At 43.9% G+C, this 17,725-nt stretch carries 19 protein-coding genes and 1 riboswitch; of the genes, 2 read left to right on the top strand and 17 right to left on the bottom strand.

Annotated elements, in window-relative coordinates; genetic code table 11:
- Positions 1-32 precede the first annotated feature (32 nt).
- A complete protein-coding gene (locus tag NCCP2331_RS08920; RefSeq protein WP_153720294.1) occupies positions 33-290 on the top strand; it encodes a ferredoxin in 258 nt (85 codons plus the stop codon).
- A gap of 111 nt (positions 291-401) precedes the next feature.
- On the opposite strand, the gene NCCP2331_RS08915 is transcribed toward NCCP2331_RS08920, so the two are convergent.
- The 13 genes from NCCP2331_RS08915 to NCCP2331_RS08855 form a co-directional block, all read right to left on the bottom strand.
- Positions 402-797 carry a VOC family protein gene (locus tag NCCP2331_RS08915; protein ID WP_251670089.1) on the bottom strand — a complete coding sequence of 132 codons (396 nt, stop codon included), beginning with the start codon at positions 795-797 and terminating at the stop codon, positions 402-404.
- Between the two features lie 79 nt (positions 798-876).
- Positions 877-1,458 carry an ECF transporter S component gene (locus NCCP2331_RS08910; RefSeq protein WP_153720296.1) on the bottom strand — a complete coding sequence of 194 codons (582 nt, stop codon included), beginning with the start codon at positions 1,456-1,458 and terminating at the stop codon, positions 877-879.
- Positions 1,459-1,649: 191 nt separating this feature from the next.
- Positions 1,650-1,784: riboswitch (FMN riboswitch) on the bottom strand.
- Between the two features lie 72 nt (positions 1,785-1,856).
- Positions 1,857-3,086, bottom strand: a complete 1,230-nt coding sequence (locus NCCP2331_RS08905) for a GerMN domain-containing protein (protein WP_153720297.1) — start codon at positions 3,084-3,086, stop codon at positions 1,857-1,859.
- Positions 3,079-3,615 carry a sigma-70 family RNA polymerase sigma factor gene (locus NCCP2331_RS08900; protein ID WP_153720298.1) on the bottom strand — a complete coding sequence of 179 codons (537 nt, stop codon included), beginning with the start codon at positions 3,613-3,615 and terminating at the stop codon, positions 3,079-3,081. The genes NCCP2331_RS08905 and NCCP2331_RS08900 overlap by 8 nt, the downstream gene beginning before the upstream one ends.
- A gap of 47 nt (positions 3,616-3,662) precedes the next feature.
- The gene (locus tag NCCP2331_RS08895) at positions 3,663-5,447 is read right to left on the bottom strand and encodes an ATP-binding protein (RefSeq protein ID WP_251670087.1); all 1,785 of its coding nucleotides are present in this window, start codon (positions 5,445-5,447) and stop codon (positions 3,663-3,665) included.
- On the bottom strand, positions 5,444-6,163 hold the full coding sequence (locus NCCP2331_RS08890; protein ID WP_153720300.1) for a response regulator transcription factor: 720 nt from the start codon (positions 6,161-6,163) through the stop codon (positions 5,444-5,446). The genes NCCP2331_RS08895 and NCCP2331_RS08890 overlap by 4 nt, the downstream gene beginning before the upstream one ends.
- Positions 6,164-6,268: 105 nt before the next feature.
- Positions 6,269-7,453, bottom strand: coding sequence for a c-type cytochrome biogenesis protein CcsB (ccsB, locus tag NCCP2331_RS08885; protein ID WP_251670084.1), 1,185 nt, complete (start codon positions 7,451-7,453; stop codon positions 6,269-6,271).
- Positions 7,444-9,102, bottom strand: a complete 1,659-nt coding sequence (resB, locus tag NCCP2331_RS08880) for a cytochrome c biogenesis protein ResB (RefSeq protein WP_251670082.1) — start codon at positions 9,100-9,102, stop codon at positions 7,444-7,446. Before resB ends, ccsB begins: the two co-directional genes overlap by 10 nt.
- Positions 9,103-9,117: 15 nt before the next feature.
- On the bottom strand, positions 9,118-9,654 hold the full coding sequence (gene resA, locus NCCP2331_RS08875; RefSeq protein WP_153720303.1) for a thiol-disulfide oxidoreductase ResA: 537 nt from the start codon (positions 9,652-9,654) through the stop codon (positions 9,118-9,120).
- A 104-nt stretch (positions 9,655-9,758) separates the two neighbouring features.
- On the bottom strand, positions 9,759-10,490 hold the full coding sequence (locus NCCP2331_RS08870) for a pseudouridine synthase (protein ID WP_251670081.1): 732 nt from the start codon (positions 10,488-10,490) through the stop codon (positions 9,759-9,761).
- A 108-nt stretch (positions 10,491-10,598) separates the two neighbouring features.
- On the bottom strand, positions 10,599-11,609 hold the full coding sequence (locus NCCP2331_RS08865; protein WP_251670079.1) for a D-alanyl-D-alanine carboxypeptidase family protein: 1,011 nt from the start codon (positions 11,607-11,609) through the stop codon (positions 10,599-10,601).
- Positions 11,606-12,214, bottom strand: a complete 609-nt coding sequence (gene scpB / locus NCCP2331_RS08860) for an SMC-Scp complex subunit ScpB (protein ID WP_251670077.1) — start codon at positions 12,212-12,214, stop codon at positions 11,606-11,608. The genes NCCP2331_RS08865 and scpB overlap by 4 nt, the downstream gene beginning before the upstream one ends.
- A gap of 1 nt (position 12,215) precedes the next feature.
- The gene (locus NCCP2331_RS08855) at positions 12,216-12,962 is read right to left on the bottom strand and encodes a segregation/condensation protein A (RefSeq protein ID WP_251670076.1); all 747 of its coding nucleotides are present in this window, start codon (positions 12,960-12,962) and stop codon (positions 12,216-12,218) included.
- A 36-nt stretch (positions 12,963-12,998) separates the two neighbouring features.
- Here NCCP2331_RS08855 and NCCP2331_RS08850 point away from each other — a divergent pair, with 36 nt between their 5' ends.
- On the top strand, positions 12,999-13,508 hold the full coding sequence (locus NCCP2331_RS08850) for a DUF309 domain-containing protein (RefSeq protein WP_153720307.1): 510 nt from the start codon (positions 12,999-13,001) through the stop codon (positions 13,506-13,508).
- On the opposite strand, the gene NCCP2331_RS08845 is transcribed toward NCCP2331_RS08850, so the two are convergent.
- The 4 genes from NCCP2331_RS08845 to NCCP2331_RS08830 all read right to left on the bottom strand — a co-directional run bounded on the left by NCCP2331_RS08845 (position 13,505) and on the right by NCCP2331_RS08830 (position 17,722).
- Positions 13,505-13,879 (bottom strand): GNAT family N-acetyltransferase, encoded by a 375-nt coding sequence (locus tag NCCP2331_RS08845; protein WP_153720308.1) that lies wholly within the window; start codon positions 13,877-13,879, stop codon positions 13,505-13,507. The genes NCCP2331_RS08850 and NCCP2331_RS08845 overlap by 4 nt on opposite strands.
- A 178-nt stretch (positions 13,880-14,057) precedes the next feature.
- Positions 14,058-15,386 (bottom strand): diaminopimelate decarboxylase, encoded by a 1,329-nt coding sequence (gene lysA / locus NCCP2331_RS08840; protein ID WP_251670074.1) that lies wholly within the window; start codon positions 15,384-15,386, stop codon positions 14,058-14,060.
- Between the two features lie 85 nt (positions 15,387-15,471).
- A complete protein-coding gene (locus tag NCCP2331_RS08835) occupies positions 15,472-16,932 on the bottom strand; it encodes a spore germination protein (protein ID WP_251670072.1) in 1,461 nt (486 codons plus the stop codon).
- A gap of 1 nt (position 16,933) precedes the next feature.
- Positions 16,934-17,722, bottom strand: a complete 789-nt coding sequence (locus NCCP2331_RS08830; protein ID WP_153720311.1) for a SigF/SigG family RNA polymerase sporulation sigma factor — start codon at positions 17,720-17,722, stop codon at positions 16,934-16,936.
- Positions 17,723-17,725: the final 3 nt, after the last annotated feature.

Genomic DNA, 17,725 nt, shown 5'->3' with positions numbered 1-17,725 from the left:
ATAGGTTGAGTGAACGGGAAGGGAGAAAGACAATGTCTGAAAAAAAATATACAATTGTAGATCAGGATACATGTATAGCCTGCGGAGCCTGCGGAGCTGCGGCACCGGATATCTACGATTATGATGATGAGGGAATCGCGTTTGTTATTTTAGATGATAACACGGGAAACACTGAAGTTCCAGAAGAACTGATGGAGGATCTCGAAGATGCGTTCGATGGCTGTCCTACTGATTCGATTAAAATAGCGGATGACCCTTTCGAAGGCGATCCCTTAAAATATGAAGATTGATTCGTAATCAACAACACTTCCAGAGTAATGGATGTGTTGTTTTTTATTTATCTGAATACTTGTCACGTAACCTTAACTGATTGCTTATTACCCAGTGACATTACCTTCTTCTTAAGGAGCGACTAGTTCCACTTTTATTCTATCTGGGTCTTCGAAGTAAACGACGTAATGTTCTGTTCCTCCGGCATACGGATGTTGTTCAGGGTAAAGGACGGAAATTCCTTTATCTTTTAGTTTTCCGATAATATAATTGATATGTTGACGCGAATCAGCGTGAAAGGCCAAATGGTTTAAACCTGTCCGGCATCTATGGTATGGCACATCCATAAAGCGTTCTTCTGTCTGTACAAAAACGATGTATGTATCATGTATTTTCCAACTTCTCCCCTGTTCCCATTCCTGATAGAGACTGCAACCTAATTCCTCTAATAACCAACCCCAAAATTGAATTGATTTTTCTAGATCTGAGACATATATCTCCACATGATGAAATAATCCTTTTGACAAGCGATCACACCCTTTCTTCAGTAAAAACTAAAAACAGCAGTCTCCTCTATTAATATAAAGGAGGCTGCTGTTTCATATATTATGCGAGCAGTTTTTTCTGCTGCTGAAGAATCCATTTTTCCATGCTTCTATATAGCATTAACGAAATTGCCAGTAATATAACACCTTTGATCAGGTTAAAAGGCAAGATTCCGAGAATAATCATTTGATAAAGCGCATTTCCTGTTACTGCCGGCATGCCTAAGAAATATGTGTACATCGGCAGGAACACCAGGTAATTCAATAAGCTCATTCCTACGGCCATAGCGGTTGTGCCTGCAATCAATCCTGCAGCCAGGCCTTTTGCCGAACGATATTTCATAAAAATCCAGTAAATCGGCATGATGAACAGTACGCCTGTCATAAAGTTTGCAATTTCACCAACCGGCACGCCGGTCGGGCTTCCGGATAAAAACCAGTGCATCACGTTCTTCAGTAATTCCACTCCAATTCCTGCAACCGGCCCCATCGTCATAATTGCCATGACTGCTGGGATTTCACTGAAATCAATTTTCAGGAATCCAGGCATTGCAGGCAGCGGGAAGTTAAACTGCATTAAAACGGTTGAGATACTCCCCAGTATTGCGATCAAAATCAATTTGTGTAACTTCTTGCTATTCATTTGTTCCTCTCTCCTTTTGCGATTCACTTCAAAAGAGGAAAGGGCCGCACATCTGCTGCTTCGCTAAAAAATCCCTAAAGCAACTATGCTTTAGGGAGATTTAAATGCATTGTTAATAACAGATGAAATCCTGAGATTTATCCGTGTGTAAACAAGCACCATTTTTTGCGTACACAAAAAGATGGCTGCACCTTCACCTTCTCCCATCCAGACTATACTGTCGGCTCCGGAATCTCACCAGAATCAGCTGTTAAGCTCGCGGGCTAAAAATAGAAAACTATTTCATTTCCGCCGGTCGGGAATTACACCCTGCCCCGAAGATGAATCAATATTAAGTTATACTCCTATTGTATCTAAAAAAAACTGTTTTGTAAACTACTGGCGTCTACAAAACAGAATTATTCGAGAATAAGAAATTTAGGATTGGCTCCAATCGGCTTGGGCAGCGGTTTTGTAAAGTCAAAATCGCTCCACTGCTCTTGCACCACTTGTTCAAATTCAACTTGCAGATTGAAGCTTGCAGCAGTCAGCAGAATCCCTTCAATCATCTGCATAGCATCTTCCATTTCTAAATGCTCTATATTCAACGGCCCGGTAAATTTCACTTGCAGCAATTCCTTATTTTCGGTTACCGTAAAATCTATGCCTTCGGGAATAACACTCGAATACACATCATTCGGATTTTCCTTCATAGCTGCCAGTGCTTGTTCCGCGCTATCAAAGGTTTTTCCAAAATCCGATGACAGCAGTTCTTCGCCATTATCCTGAGTGAACCGGTAATAGGCCTGCCGCGACTTGTTTCCGCTAATTTTCGCAGGCTCACTTGCTTCTCCTGCTTGATCGAAAGTAATCGGAGAGCCGTCTTCTTTCAGAAATTGGACTTCATCGAAGCCGTAAAATGTATCCTGGACAGAAAGTTTTAGCATTTCTAACGCGGCACTCCCCATGTCATAGGAATGCTTGTCAAACAACTTCATAAGAACCTGATTCCCATTTGATGAAATATCCGCTTTATAAGGATGATAAGAAGTAAAGCCGAGTGAATCTTCATCGATTTCCCCCGCATACCGGTTATACAATGCGACCGCATCCGGCTCGATTCCCAGATCAGCCCCAATCTGTTCATTTGGAATCAGGAAAGTTATCGGGACAATTGTGGCTTGATTGGTGGCAAGCCCGATATGAAATGCCGTGTAATCTTTTACATCAGACAGGTAGACCGCATAATGCGGCGGTGCCCCCGTGAATTTTCTTGAGAATGCGGCTGATTCCTCTTCAGGGATTTGAAAAGTTTCAGCAGGAAGACTTTGGGCTGACTCCGCACTGTTATCCAATTGGGAATCATCCATTTTGTCTCTCTCCGTTACCGCTTTATCCATCGATACTTGACTCGATTGATTAAGAAAAGTTGGAATCAAAATACTTAGCAAAAAAACTGCTGCCACTGCCGCAAGAATCGGCGGCCATTTTGGTTTCTTCTGTTTCCTTTTCGGCTGTAATTCTTCGCTCAGTCTCGTGTCGTTTTTCAGTCGTTGCAATATTTCTTCTTTCGAGCGGTGATCTGAAATCTCAGGCATATTGCGTAATGACTTTTTAATCTTGTCTTCATTCCACTGATCATTACTCATATAATCGCCCCTTTCCCACCGAACGCGCTTCCACTTTGTCTTTCAGCGCCTTAACCGCACGATGCTGGGTAGTTTTCACCTTTGCTTCAGTCCACCCAAGCACTTCAGCCGTTTCTGCAATGCTTAGATCTTGGAAGAAACGCATCAGGATAACCATTTTTTGATCACCAGTGCATTGATGCAGTTCTTCCAACACCAATTGTGTCTCTTCATCCATTTCTACCAGCTGTTCAGGCAATCGATCTGCTGATTCAAGCTGCTGTGCTTCCCAATCAAAATGAAGATCCGTATGTTTTTTCATTGTCGCCTGCTTGCGGAAGTAATCGATTGACACATTTTTCGCAATTGCAAACAACCAAGTTTTTTCAGAGCTTTTGCCTTCAAAACTTCCATATGATTTCAACACACGCACATACACTTCATGCATCAGATCCTCTGCGATGTCGCGATTGCGTGTCAAGTACGTCAAAAAATTGAACACATCGTGATGAAAGTCTTCATATAATCGCAGAAAAATGGAATCATCCATTCAATCCCCTCGTTCTATAGAGTAGTCGTTTTATTCGAGGAAAAGTTTCAGTTCTTTGTTAATGGAAGTGAACAAATGAAGATGGTCCCATTGACATCTCCGCGTGTCGCCAGTATCGTACCGCGGTGTGCTTCCATAATATTCTTCGCAATGGCCAGACCTAAACCTGTGCCGCCTTTACCCCGCGTCCTCGCTTTATCCGCTTTATAAAAACGTTCAAATACAAAAGGCAGATCTTTTTCAGGTATGCCGACACCTGTATCCGACACAGTCATATCAATCATTCCGTTCGTCTGATAAACACCGAGTGTCACAGCGCCTCCATCATGAGTGTGACGGATCGCATTATCAATCAGATTGGTAAACACTTGCTCCAAACGGTCTTCATCTGCCATAACAGTTAAATCGGACGATTGATTTGTATCGAGTGACAAGTTAACATGTGCATCCTTTGCCACCTGTGAGAACTTTGTCACCATTCGATTGAGGAATTCAACAATCGGCATAGGCTGTTCCTGCAGCTGTATATGGCCGGAATCCATTCTTGCCAGGTTCAATAGATCAGTTACCAGACGGCTCATCCTCTTTGATTCGTCATGAATGATCTGAACCATTTCCATACGTTCTTCTTCACTGCTGACCACGTCATCTATAATTGCTTCACTGTAGCCTTGCAGCATGGATATCGGAGTCCGCAGTTCATGAGAAACATTGGCAATGAAATCTGAGCGCAATTTATCCAGCTTATGCTGCTCCGTCATATCCCGGAACACAGCGACAGCACCGCGTATACTGTTTTCACTGTATAGCGGACTAATGGATATAACATAAAACTGACCGCCCAATTCCAGTTCATCTTCCACTTCTTCAGAAAATGAAATCGCATGTTCCAGCATGTGGAAAACTTCCTTAGGGAGCGGTTTATTCTTATTATTATTATAGCCGTACCACTTTTTCAGCAGCAGCTCTGCCTGTGGATTTTTCAGTAAAATAGAATAATCTTGATTAAATGTAACGACTGCATCCGCCATCGATGTGAGGATGCTGGATAATTGCTCTTTCTCCTGTTTGATCAGTTCGATATTATATTTCAATTGCCGTCCCATCTGATTAAAGGCCGTCGCCAGCTGACCGATTTCATCTTTTTGAGCGACTGGCAGATGTGTATCAAAGTTCCCTTTAGACAATTCAAATGCCGCCTGTTTCATTTTGCGCAAAGGCAGTGTAATTCGTGTTGATAGGAAAAATGCAAAAAACGTAGTCAGTATAAATGCGATGAAGGCTGACAGAAATACGATGTTTGTCGTGCTTTTTGTTGTCCGATGCACGGCATCCAGACTCTGATACATCAGAACACTGGCTTTTTCGCCTGACAGCTGTGTAAACGGATAGGACAGAATCAGATACTGTTCCATTACTTTATCTTCCGTCAATGAAGGCAGAATCATTTCTTTCACTTTCTGCTTCCCTGCCTCAGGAGATCTGAATAGGCTGTTTTCAGACAGCAGTTTCTTTTCGATTTCCTCTTTCGCGTCCGCATTGTGAAAAGAATACAGAACAGTCCCTTGCTCATCGACTATTACTGCATTCGTTTCCATATCTAATATGTCATCAATAATTTGGTGCATGGAACTCGATGATCGTTCTTCCCGGTCATTGACAATTTTGCTGATGGTGGCAGCTTCCCTCTGCAAAGACTCTTCCGCCTGTTTCGTATGAAAATTATCCAGAAATTCAAGCAGAAGCAATGTCACAATGAACAATACAAATGAAACGAGAAGCAATATGGTGGCCCATAGCTTCCCGACAATTGAATTCCATATTCTGATCATTCGTTCGGAACCTCGAACTTATAGCCGACACCCCAAACGGTGACGATCATTTTAGCTGCCCGTTCAGATACGCGGCTGAGTTTTTCACGGAGACGTTTGACGTGGGTATCTACCGTCCGCAAGTCACCGAAAAATTCATAATGCCAAACTTCTTTCAGCAATTGTTCCCTGTCGAACACTTTATCTGGAGACTTCGCCAGGAAATAAAGCAATTCATATTCTTTCGGCGTTAAATTTACCTCTTTGCCTTCCGCCGTGACGCGGTGTGCATCGTGATCAATCGTCAGCTGAGGGAAGACAACCAAATCTTTGGAGGTGGATGAAGTCGAAACGTTCGGGAAAGAAACAGATCTCCTGAGCATCGCTTTAACGCGCAGAACCACTTCTCTGGGACTGAACGGTTTGACAATATAATCATCTGCGCCGCTCTCAAAACCTCCGACACGATCCGATTCTTCTCCTTTTGCCGTCAACAGAATGACAGGAGTCATTTGTTTATTTTCACGCAGTTCGGCAAGTACTTCCAGTCCGTCTTTCTCCGGCATCATTACGTCCAGCAAGATGCAGTCATACTGTTCAGAAAACGCTTTCTCCAATGCTTCCGCACCATCTACCGCTTCATCGATTTCGTAGCCTTCACGGGATAAATACATATTCAGAAGCCGACGGATCCGATCCTCATCGTCAACTACTAATAGCTTCACAGTCTCTTCCACAAATCATTGCCCCTTTCGACAGTCTTCTATCTCCTATTGTACAATTTATCTTCTTTAAAAAGAAATAAAAAGACTGCATGACAATGTTTGCCATGCAGTCCGCTGTTATGCGTATGAATGCAAGCCTGCAATAATCAGGTTAACCGCGATCAAGTTAAACATAATGATGACGAAACCTATTACAGCCAGCCAAGCCGATTTCTGACCTTCCCATCCGCGTGACAGACGCAAGTGAAGAAACGCAGCATAGAACAGCCATGTGATGAGAGCCCAAACTTCTTTTGGATCCCATCCCCAGAATCTCGACCAGGCTTCGTGCGCCCAGATCATAGCGAAGATCAATGCACCGAGTGTAAAGACCGGAAAGCCGATCAGTACAGCCCGATAGCCGATTTCATCCATCAGCTGAGAGTTCGCTTTTCTTGCGAGCGGCTGGAAAACCGCAGCAATCGGCTTGCGCGCAATCAAGCGCAAGATAAGGTACAGCACAGAACCTACCGCAATAGACCACACAAGAGAAGACATCTTTTGAGCGTTTATAATCGGCGGCAGTTCAAAGAAAGGCGTCATTGCATCAGGTGTCATTGCTTCGTATTCGTTCATCCCGAATAATGGCGGGACATGATACGTAATTTCAGCAGGCTCCTGATTTTTATCAATATACGCAAATTCAGCTTCATAATTCATTACTTTGAATGTCGTGGATGTGACTACAAAACCAAGTACAAGAATCAGCGTATACATCACTGCTTCAATCCAAAACCGTTGTTTGGACTTTTTTGTCATATCAATATTCTTCACTAGAAATACAAGTCCTGCAATCGCACTGATCGCAAGGATCGATTCACCGATAACGGTTGTAATTACGTGAATGAACAACCATTTACTCTGCAATGCAGGAATCAACGGAGTAACTTCCCGCGGAAACATGGTCGCATAAGAGATAATGATAATTGCAACCGGCAGTGCAAATAATCCGAGCGACGGTGTCCGGTAGAGAATATACAGCAGAATGAATGCCCCCACGAGCATCATTCCAAATGCAGTTGTAAACTCGAACATGTTACTGAGCGGTGCATGACCTGAAGCGGCCCATCTTGTAAAGAAATATCCTAAGTGGGTTAGGAATCCGATGATTGTAATGATCAGACCGATGGTTCCCCACTTACTGTTGTGATAAGCTTTTTCTGTTTTCGATTTCTTAATTGCTCCACCAAAAAACAGTGTAGCCACTAAATAGGCAACAAATGAAACAAATAATAAGTTACTGCTGATGGTAACTAAGTCCATATGTTTTCGTCCCCTTCCTGTTCTAGCTTGTCCAACTCAGGATCCTGACGATCAATATAAGCAGGCAAGTCTGCAGACTCCCGTAATTTATCTAGTTCTTTTCGTAAAGAGAACCAGTTTTTATTCGTGTGTGCAGCAATCAGTAGATGTCCTTCTGAATCCTCTTGAATCCAGATTCTTCGATGTTGCCAGTACATGCCCTGAATAACACCGATCATAAAGACCAGTCCGCCCAGCAAGAGAATGTATAATGTCTTGTCTTTCCTAATCGTTAAACCGGAAATGTTTCGAGTATCAGCAGCGGCAAACTTCACTGCATAATCATTTTCTTCAACCTCTAACGTTTGCTGGATGGCAATAAAACTCTTTTCACCCTCCGGCTTATCAGGCGTGTTCATTTGAAAAATGAAGGCCGGGTTATTCGGAATTGGCGACTTGGAGTATGGCTCGCCGTCCTTAATTCCGTCGTAATCAGGATAAAAACCGAGCATATCAACTGTAGATCCATTTCCTAGGTCATACTCTTTTTCTGGATTACTCAGATTGACCGTGAATTCTCCCAACGATTTTTCGGTTGTTTTTTCTACTAAATGAAATGTCATGGTACTCAATTCATTCAACTTATAATCCATCTGGAAAACGCTGTAGCCATTAAATGTCAACGGTTTATTTACAACAATGGAATAGTCTTTCATTTTTTCAAGATCGTCACTTCCAGGCAGCGCCCCGTCTTTTTTCTTGTACAGGGTGACATCTGTTTGGTAGTTTTTTACAACACTACCTACTTTGTCAAGTGCTGCTCCGAAAACTTCCTCTGCTTCTTCTTTAGTATAGTTTTCTAAAATAAATCCGCGATTTTCCAGAACGTAACCGTCTGCACCAATGATATTGCGGGTTTCGCCTTCACGAAGCCACATCGTTTCATCTACATAGAAACCGGGTATCCCACGCAATAGAACACCGATAAAAAAGATGATCAAGCCGGTATGGTTTACATAAGGGCCCCAGCGGGAAAACCGGTGTTTTTCTGCCAGGATCGCTCCGTCTTCTCTTTTTATATTATAATGAAAATCTTTCAGTTTCTTTTCAGCATTATCGAGCGACTCTTTTGTGTTTACGATTTCGCCTTCTCCAAAAATTCGCTGACGTTTCATAAAGGATGGGTGACGGCGTGTCCGCTGTTTTTTCAGTGATTTATACAGCGGAATTACACGGTCTATACTTGCGATAATAATAGAAGTTCCGAGCATTCCGACCAGGATTTTAAACCACCAGCTATTATACATATCATAAAAACCGAGCTGATAATATAGTTTTCCGACAGTGCCGTACAGACGCTCATAGTATGCCAGATATTCTGCATCAGTTGTCGCAGGTACATAGAACTTCTGAGGAAAAATCGTACCGATTGCAGAAGCAATCAACACAGCTGCTATGATGCTGACCCCAATTTTCACACTCGAGAAAAAGTTCCAAATTTTATCGATGATGGAGCTGCTGTAAGTCTGAGACCTTCTGGAAGAGCCTTCGTACCGCATATCCACAATTTCACTTTTCTTCGCCTTTTCGGACAACGGCCGTCCACACTTTTCACAAAGCTCCGTACCAAAAGGGTTTTCATGACCGCATTGGCATTTAATATTGCTCATTGAGTAACAAACTCCTTACTTTGGCTGAATACTTTCTAAAAACTCCCTAATTTGTTCTTCCGTCATCCCTTGTTTGATGATTTTTATAATTTTACCTTCAGGGTTAATTAAGAAAGTCGTAGGCAGCGGTTTGATATTATAAAGATCCATTACCGTTTTATTCTTATCCCATAACATTGGAAATGAAAGACCCATGTCATCTCTGAAAAGCTCAATCTTTACTTTGGGTTCTCCGACATTCACTGTCAGGATATTTACACCCTTCGCTTCAAAGTCTTTGTACATATCCTCCATATGCGGCATTTCTTTTTTACAAGGCGGACACCAAGTACCCCAGAAATTCAAGAATACACCTTCGCCTTTGTAATCTGATAAGCGATGCGCATTTCCATCCAGATCAACCAGCTCGAAATCAGGAGCTTTGTCTCCTTCAGCCAATACTGTCACTTTATCTTTAGAAGTAATCGCATATACAATAATAGCCGCCATAATTACGAGAAGGACCGTCCGGAAAATCAGCCGGTTTTTTTTCTTGTTTACTTTCTTGGCCAATCATGAAACCTCCCGTCAAATTTACGTTCAACAGTCATTATACCAAAACGGAAAAAAAGTTGACGCAGCACTAGTGATAGGTTTGTGAACTTTTACCGCCTCTATCAGCCGATTTTGCCTGTTTCCGCAAGAACGCGCAACTGTTTCAGTTCATGCGTTGTCAGCTCTCTCGCTTCGCCGGCATTTAAACCGCGTGTCGTCAAGTTCGCAAACTGTTCACGTTTTAGCTTTTGAACGGGACAGCCTATTGCTTCAAACATTCTGCGGACTTGTCTGTTGCGGCCTTCGTGGATCGTAATTTCGACAATAGCAGAATTAGTTTTCTTATCGACAGTCGTCATTTTTACTTGAGCAGGCGCCGTCAGTCCATCTTCGAGATTAATTCCTGTCTCTAACTTTTTCAAGTTTTCCCGTGTTGGAATGCCTTTTACTTTCGCGACATAACGTTTTTGAATTTTAAATTTCGGATGAGTCATTAAGTATGAAAAATCTCCGTCATTTGTCAGCAGCAGAACGCCTGACGTGTCATAGTCCAATCTGCCGACAGGGAAAATCCGCTGGCTTACTTCAGGTACCAGGTCCATGACCGTTTTGCGTCCTTTTTCATCATCAACGGTAGATATGTAGCCGCGGGGCTTATAGAGTAAATAGTAGACAGGCGTTTCTTTAGTCAATTGAACGCCTTCTACTGCAATCGTATCTGTTCTGCTCACTTTTGTGCCAAGTTCTGTCACCGTTTTTCCGTTCACCTTAACCAGGCCGTCGAGAATCAGTTTCTCAGCTTTTCTACGAGACGCCACTCCAGCTTGCGCCAATACTTTTTGTAATCTTTCCATTGGTTCCTCCTTGGTGTTACATGCTGTAAAAAATTATGTCACACTTTGGGCTAAATGAAAAGAAGACTGACCTAGACAGGTCAATCTTCGAAATTGTTAGTATTATAGCTATTTATCGCTTTCGATGCTGACTGCTACAGTCTTTACGGGTTCTTTTCCTAAGTAGACGGACCAATAGCCTTCCTTCTGTTGTTCATCAGTTTGTGGAATTTGCAGCACATTCGATAAATTTCTCTTCTCTTCTTTGCTGACAAGCATTTTAATCGGCTGATCTATGGACGCTGTAAGATGAGGAAAAACTTGATAGCGCCCTTTTTTCACCACAGTGTACTGTTGATATTCAGAAAATACCTGCTGAGAAAGATGTTTATGGGTCCTCCAGTCATCCCCGTTATTCAGTGTCACCACTATGACCGACTTGCCGTCTTTCTCAAAATAAGTAGCGAGCGTTCGGCCGGCCGCTTTCGTAAAGCCCGTTTTGCCCGCAATTGCGGAAGGCTCGGATAAGAGCAAGCGATGCTTATTCTGCCAGCTGTGTTTCCCCTGATCATTCTCAAACGGATAGTTTACCGTCGTGGCGATTTTTCGGAAGTCTGGATTTTTCATTGCATAGTACAGCATTTTGGCTGTGTCGTATGCTGAGGAAAGATGCTGTTCGTTATGCAGGCCGGATGGATTTGTAAAATACGTCTGATCCAAGCCGTGATGTGATGCCTGTTCATTCATTAAATAAACGAACCCTTCTAATGAGCCTCCAGCATGCTCCGCAAGCGCCTGTGCCGCATCATTGCCGGAGCGCAGCATCAGTCCATACAGCAGGTCATGGGTTTTCATAGCAGATCCGGCCTCCAGATAAATCGATGAGCCTTCTGCCGCGGCAGCTTCATTCGAAATGATTGTTTCCTGATTTTCCGGCAGCAGCTCCAAAAATGTATACGCGGTCCACATTTTTGTCAGACTGGCAATCGGAAGCCGGGTATGCTCATTCTCTCCCTTTAGCAGCCGTCCGTTCTCTGCATCAATTACTGCCCAGGCAGAACCAGATGCATCTGCCGATTGTGGTGTGCTGAACAGCAGTATACACATGACAACGAGTGCAAACATCGAACGCTTTCTCAAGCATCATGTCCTCCTTCTCCCTGTATTGAAAAAGCTTCCTGAAACTTCGTCATAAATAAATCCGGATCTTCCGTTTCCTGTTCTTCTTCCAATGAAAGCGGAGGGAGCTCAGCGATTGACCCCAGGCCGAAACGGTCCAGAAAGAACTCCGTCGTGCCATATAAAATCGGCCGCCCCGGACCGTCCATCCTTCCCACTTCTTCGACAAAACCCTTGCCTGTCAATGAATACAATGCCCGTTCAGATTTCACTCCCCGAAGATCATCCACTTCCACACGTGTGACGGGCTGTTTGTATGCGATGATTGCCAGGACCTCAAGTGCTGCCTGTGTAAAGGTCGATGGTTTCGGATTTTCGAGCATTTTCTTGATTTCATCCGCCAGTTCGCCTTTCGTCACCAAGCGGAAACTTCCGCCATAGCGCTTGACCGTAATGCCCCGTTCCTCGCCGTCATCATAATTCTTTTGTAATCTGGCGATAATCTGATCTGCCTGCACTTCGTCACAATCCAGTAAAGCAGAAAGCTGTGCAAGTGTCAGACCTTCATCACCCGCGACGAATAAAAAACTCTCGGCTTTGCCCAGCTGTGTATTTTCTATTTCCATTTCATTCCTCTCCTTGAATCAATGAGATTGTCAACTCTTCAAAATTATCACTCTGCCGGACTATGACTTCTTGCAGTTTCATAAGTTCCAGCAAAGAAACAAATGTCAGAACCAGCTCTGCTGTATTTGTCATGTCAAACAGCTCATGGAATCCACATTCCCCGCCGCAGATTTCAAGTTTGCACATGATTGCGGACATCTGATCGCCGACAGACTGCTCCGTTTTTGTTATACTTGCAGTAAGCGGCAGACGAAGTTTTTTTCGCTGAAGCATCTTTTGGAACGCGCCAATCAAATCGAAGACATTCAGCTGCTCTGCTGTTTCAGGTATCAGTAATTCACCGTAATCTGCCAGATCTTCAGGCTTTTTCGTAAAATGTTCGTCACGGTCTGCTGCTGATTCCCGCAGCGAGTCGGCAGCTTCTTTATATCTTCGGTACTCAATTAATCTGGCAATCAGTTCTTCGCGCGGATCTTCTTCGTCGTAATCAAACTCCTCGTCAAATTCTTCTTCCTCATTGACAGGCAGCAGCATTTTACTTTTGATTTCGAGAAGGGTAGCCGCAAGCACCAGGTACTCGCTTAATTCGTCCAACTGCAGAACACGCATGGCATGCAGATGCTCTATGTACTGATGGGTCAGCTCTGCCATGGGTATATCATAAATATCAATTTCCAAGCGGTTGATCAAATGCAGCAGTAAATCTAACGGTCCTTCAAATACTTCTAGTTTCACACTATAGCTCATTTTGCTTACCTACCTTAACAGAAAGGAATGATTTGGTTGAACCCTTACTACCATCCTCTTTTTCTACAGTTTATTGTGTATTTCAATGACAATCAAGACTATTTCGAATGCCATGAAGTGCTGGAGGAGTATTGGAAAACGCAGGACGGTTTTTCAAAAGATCATCCGCTGACTGCTTATATCCTGCTGGCGACCGGTATGTATCATTGGCGCAGAGGAAATGTGACCGGCGCTTCCCGGACAATGAATAAGGCTTCGCAACGCTTCCGTCAGATACCGGCTAAATTTGATGTCTATTATGACGAAGTGGCGGTTGATGAAGTTCTTCATCATATCCAGAACAGCTTAAATCGGATGCAATCTGGTACGTGTTTTACGGCGTTCCCGCTCCCTGTTTCACCTGAGCTTCAGGCGGCAGCAGAGACTGCAAGACCTTCCCTGTTGCTCTTGCCGAAAAACAGCGCGTCCGTCATTCATAAGCATATGCAGCGGGACAGGTCAGATATTCTGCTGCAACGCGAAGAAAAGAAGAAGGGCAGCAGTTAGGAATCTGCGCCTTCTTCTTTTCTTTTACAGCTTTGTATAAATTGTTCTGTAAAGTCGGTACTTTTACATTGATAGCCTGGATAGATCAATGCCAGCTCTTTCACCATTTCATAGCCAATTCCTTCGCCGCGGAAAGATGGATTAACAGAAATGTGCTGAATTGTGTAGGTTTTATTAAGTTCATCCAGTTCCACACCAATCAGCCCAATATAGTCTTCAGCTTCTTTGTATAGAAATAGCTGACTGTTCTCATCGCATAAATATTGCTGAATGGTCTCCTGAAGTTTTCGCAGCATTTTTTCGCTGGGAATATAAGATAGAAAACCCATGGCGATTTTTTCTTGCGCTTTCTTAAAACGGATAAGTTTCAATAGTAACCCCTTCTTTTCAGAAATCCTCTGTACAGTTTACACGAACATTCCATTTTATTCAACTCATGGCCTTATTGATAATTCGGGTCGATGACGGGAACAACAAAATACCAATAGACGACTCCCCAAATCAGTGCGATTACAATAATTCCTAAAAATAGGTAAAGGTTTTTCTTCTTCATTCGGCAAACTCCTTGCCCATTTGCTGAAGAGGGAGATCTAATTTGATAATGTCTTCATATGTTTCCCGTCTTACAACCAGCTGATGCTGTCCTCTTTCGGCAAATACTACCGCAGGACGAGGCAGACGGTTATAGTTGCTCGCCATCGAATACGTGTAGGCACCTGTACAGAAAATCGCGATCAGATCACCTGTTTCAACATTCGGCAAGGAGGCTTTTTCGATCAGCTTATCACCTGATTCACAGCACTTCCCGGCAATAGTCCATTGTTGATCATGCGGCTCATTCATTCGATTCGCAGCAGCGCTTGAATAATGTGCGTCATATAAAGCCGGACGGATATTATCAGACATCCCCCCGTCAACTGCTACATATGTGCGAACATTCGGCACTTCTTTTGTGCTGCCGGCGGAATAGATCGTTGTCCCTGCATCGCCTACAAGTGAACGGCCCGGCTCAATCCAAATCTCCGGCACCGGATACTCACACTCTTCCGACATTGCTTTGACAACATCCGCCATTTCTTCTACATAGACTGCCGGCTCGAGCGGCTGATCTTCCTCCGTGTAACGTATGCCGAAGCCTCCACCTAAATTGAGTACAGGGCATATAAACTGATACGTCTCACGCCATTTGACCATTTTTTCCATCAGTACTTCTGCAGCAAAGCGAAAAGCATCTGTTTCGAAAATTTGTGATCCAATATGACAGTGCATACCAAGGAAGTTAATATATTGATGATCATGCAGCGCATCAAATGCCCGGTCGGTTTGTCCATTTTTCAGATCAAATCCAAATTTGGAATCTTCCTGCCCTGTCGTAATATAATCATGTGTATGAGCTTCCACGCCTGGTGTGACACGGATCAGCACATTCATCTGTTGTTTGCGTTCTGCCGCAATATCCTGGATGAGCGCTATTTCCAAAAAGTTATCGACTACTATACAGCCGATCTGTTCTTCAAATGCATATATGATTTCTTCTCTGCTTTTATTATTTCCATGGAAATGAATCCTTTCACGAGGGAAACCTGCAGCAACCGCTGTATATAGTTCGCCTCCTGACACCACGTCCAGAGACAGACCCTGCTGCTCCGCCAATTGATAAATCGCAATGGAGGAAAAAGCTTTACTAGCATAAGCAACCTGCGCTTTTATACCCTTCGTCTCGAATGTTTTCTTAAATGCATTCGCACGCTCTTTGAACAGCTCTGTATCATAGACCATGACAGGTGTTCCATATTGCGAAGCAAGTTCAGAAACATCGACTCCTCCTATTGTTAAATGACCTTTTTCATTCACTGTCTGAGTTCCATAAAGATGCATTCAGCATACCCCTCCCGATTTCTCTAAGGTAAACTTTATCATAAGTTTGTCGGCAGAGGCAATCTTCTATGGGAATGAACAGTAATTATGACATTCGGTCACGGTTCGGCGATTTCGTAACGAAAGGCCGCGGATCATCGATGGTCATCGGGAAACGGATCAAAACGCGCAGCAGCGCTTTCGGGAAAAACGGTGTAAATGGCCACAAATATGGCACATTCATCGGTTTGAGTGAACATAGATAGAAGTACATGACTGCGAAAGCTATAAAAAATCCAGGCGCACCGAATAAAGCGGTTGAAACGAGCAAAAAGATTCGAAATACCTTTGTCGTAATGCTTAATTCGAAGGAAGGAATAGCAAACGTCAAAATTGCACTGACAGCGACATAAAGTACGACTTCCGAAGAAAACAGCCCTACGTCAATCGCCACTTGCCCGATGACAATTGCTGCTACTAATCCCATGGCGGTCGACAGCGGTGTCGGGGTGTGAATCGCCGCCATACGCAGCACTTCAATCCCGACATCCGCCAGTATAAGCTGGACAAACAGCGGCACTTCTCCCCATTCATTCGGCCCGATATACTTGATGGCTTCGGGAACAAACTGCTTCTCAGTCGACAGCAAGTACCAAAACGGCAGCATCACCAAACTCAGAAAGGTTCCCGTAAAACGCACCATACGGATGAATGTCCCGATCAACGGCGCTTGCCTGTATTCTTCCGCATGCTGCATATGATGTACAAGTGTTACAGGCACGAGAATCACGGAGGGCGAAGTATCCACGATGATCGCAATATGGCCTTCGAGCAAATGGGCTGCACAAATATCAGCGCGCTCTGTATAACGAACGAAGGGCATCGGATGGAACCCTTGCTTAAACAAAAATTCCTCGAGCGACTTATCAGACATCGTCAGACCATCCGTTTCCAAGTTGTCCAAGCGTTCACGGACGAAATTCAGATGTTCTTCATTTGCCGCACCTTTCATAAAAGCGATGGCGATATCCGTCTTGCCTTTTACGGACGTCTCATGCATTTCAAATCGCAGCTCCGTTGCGCGCAGCCTTCTGCGTATTAACGCGGTGTTCGTCAGAATGTTTTCTGTAAAGCCGTCACGGGAGCCGCGAATTACTTTCTCGGTATCCGGCTCTTCAGGCTGCCTGCCGGGATAGGAACGGACGTCCAGTATGAACGTAAAGCCATCCGCCATCACAAAGACAGCCAGCCCGCTCAAAAGTGACTTGGCAACCGTATCCTCGTCTTTCGCTACTTCCAGTGCATGATACGGAAAATAATCGATCATCGCCCGGTCCGTTTCTTCATCGGACGAAGCAGACTTAAATAATTCATTGCGGTATTGCATTTCTGTCAGTAAGGTTGTCAAGACCTCTCCATCTACCAGTCCATTCATATACAGAAGAAGTATTTCTTTATCCCACAGGTGGATCTGCCGGCGTGTCGCGTCAAATGACTCGTCTCTGCCGAACTGGTTGATAAACCACCTTTCCCCTTCTCTTATAGACGTAAATAGAGTTTCGGTCAAATTATTTTCTCCTCACCTTCTCAAGCTGTTCCTCAGCATTTGCACCCATCCAGGTTTTCATCTGCGCGAGAATTTTCTTCTCAAGCCGTGATACTTGAACTTGTGAAATACCGATACGTTCTGCGATATCACTTTGTGTACAGTCCAAGTAATATCGCATGTAGATAATGGTTTGGTCGCGTTTATTCAAGCGGGTGATGACATCACGCAGCGGTATATGATCGAATACCCGCTCAGACCGGTCGTCACGCAGCTGATCCATCAGTGTCAGGCTGTCACCGTCACTTTCATACAGCTGCTCATGAAGCGATGCAGGATCCCGCAGTGCATCAGTGGCCAAAATAATGTCCTCCACTGTTACTTCAAGAATTTCCGCCACTTCTGAAATCGAAGGAGAGCGCCCTTGTTTTTTAATGAAATCATCCGTCGCATGGCGGATTTTATAGCTCAGCTCGCGGATGGTTCTGCCTACTTTCACCATACCGTCATCACGAAGGTAGCGCTGGATTTCTCCGACGATCATCGGCACAGCATATGTGGAAAATTTCACTTCATACGAAAGATCGAACTTATCTATGGATTTCATCAAGCCGATACAGCCAATTTGAAATAAATCTTCTAAATCCGCACCACGCGAAGCAAATCGTTGAACGATGGACCACACCAGTCGGGTATTTCCCTCTACCATCATTCGCCTTGCTTCTTTGTCACCCGCCTGTGATTCCAGGATGAGTTCCCGCATTTTCTCTTGTGACAATAGAGCGTGCTGCTTCTCAACAGATGCTTCCATATG

This window comes from Sporosarcina sp. NCCP-2331, assembly GCF_023707945.1.
GTDB lineage: Bacteria > Bacillota > Bacilli > Bacillales_A > Planococcaceae > Sporosarcina > Sporosarcina cascadiensis.
This window is presented reverse-complemented; position numbering and strand designations above follow the sequence as displayed.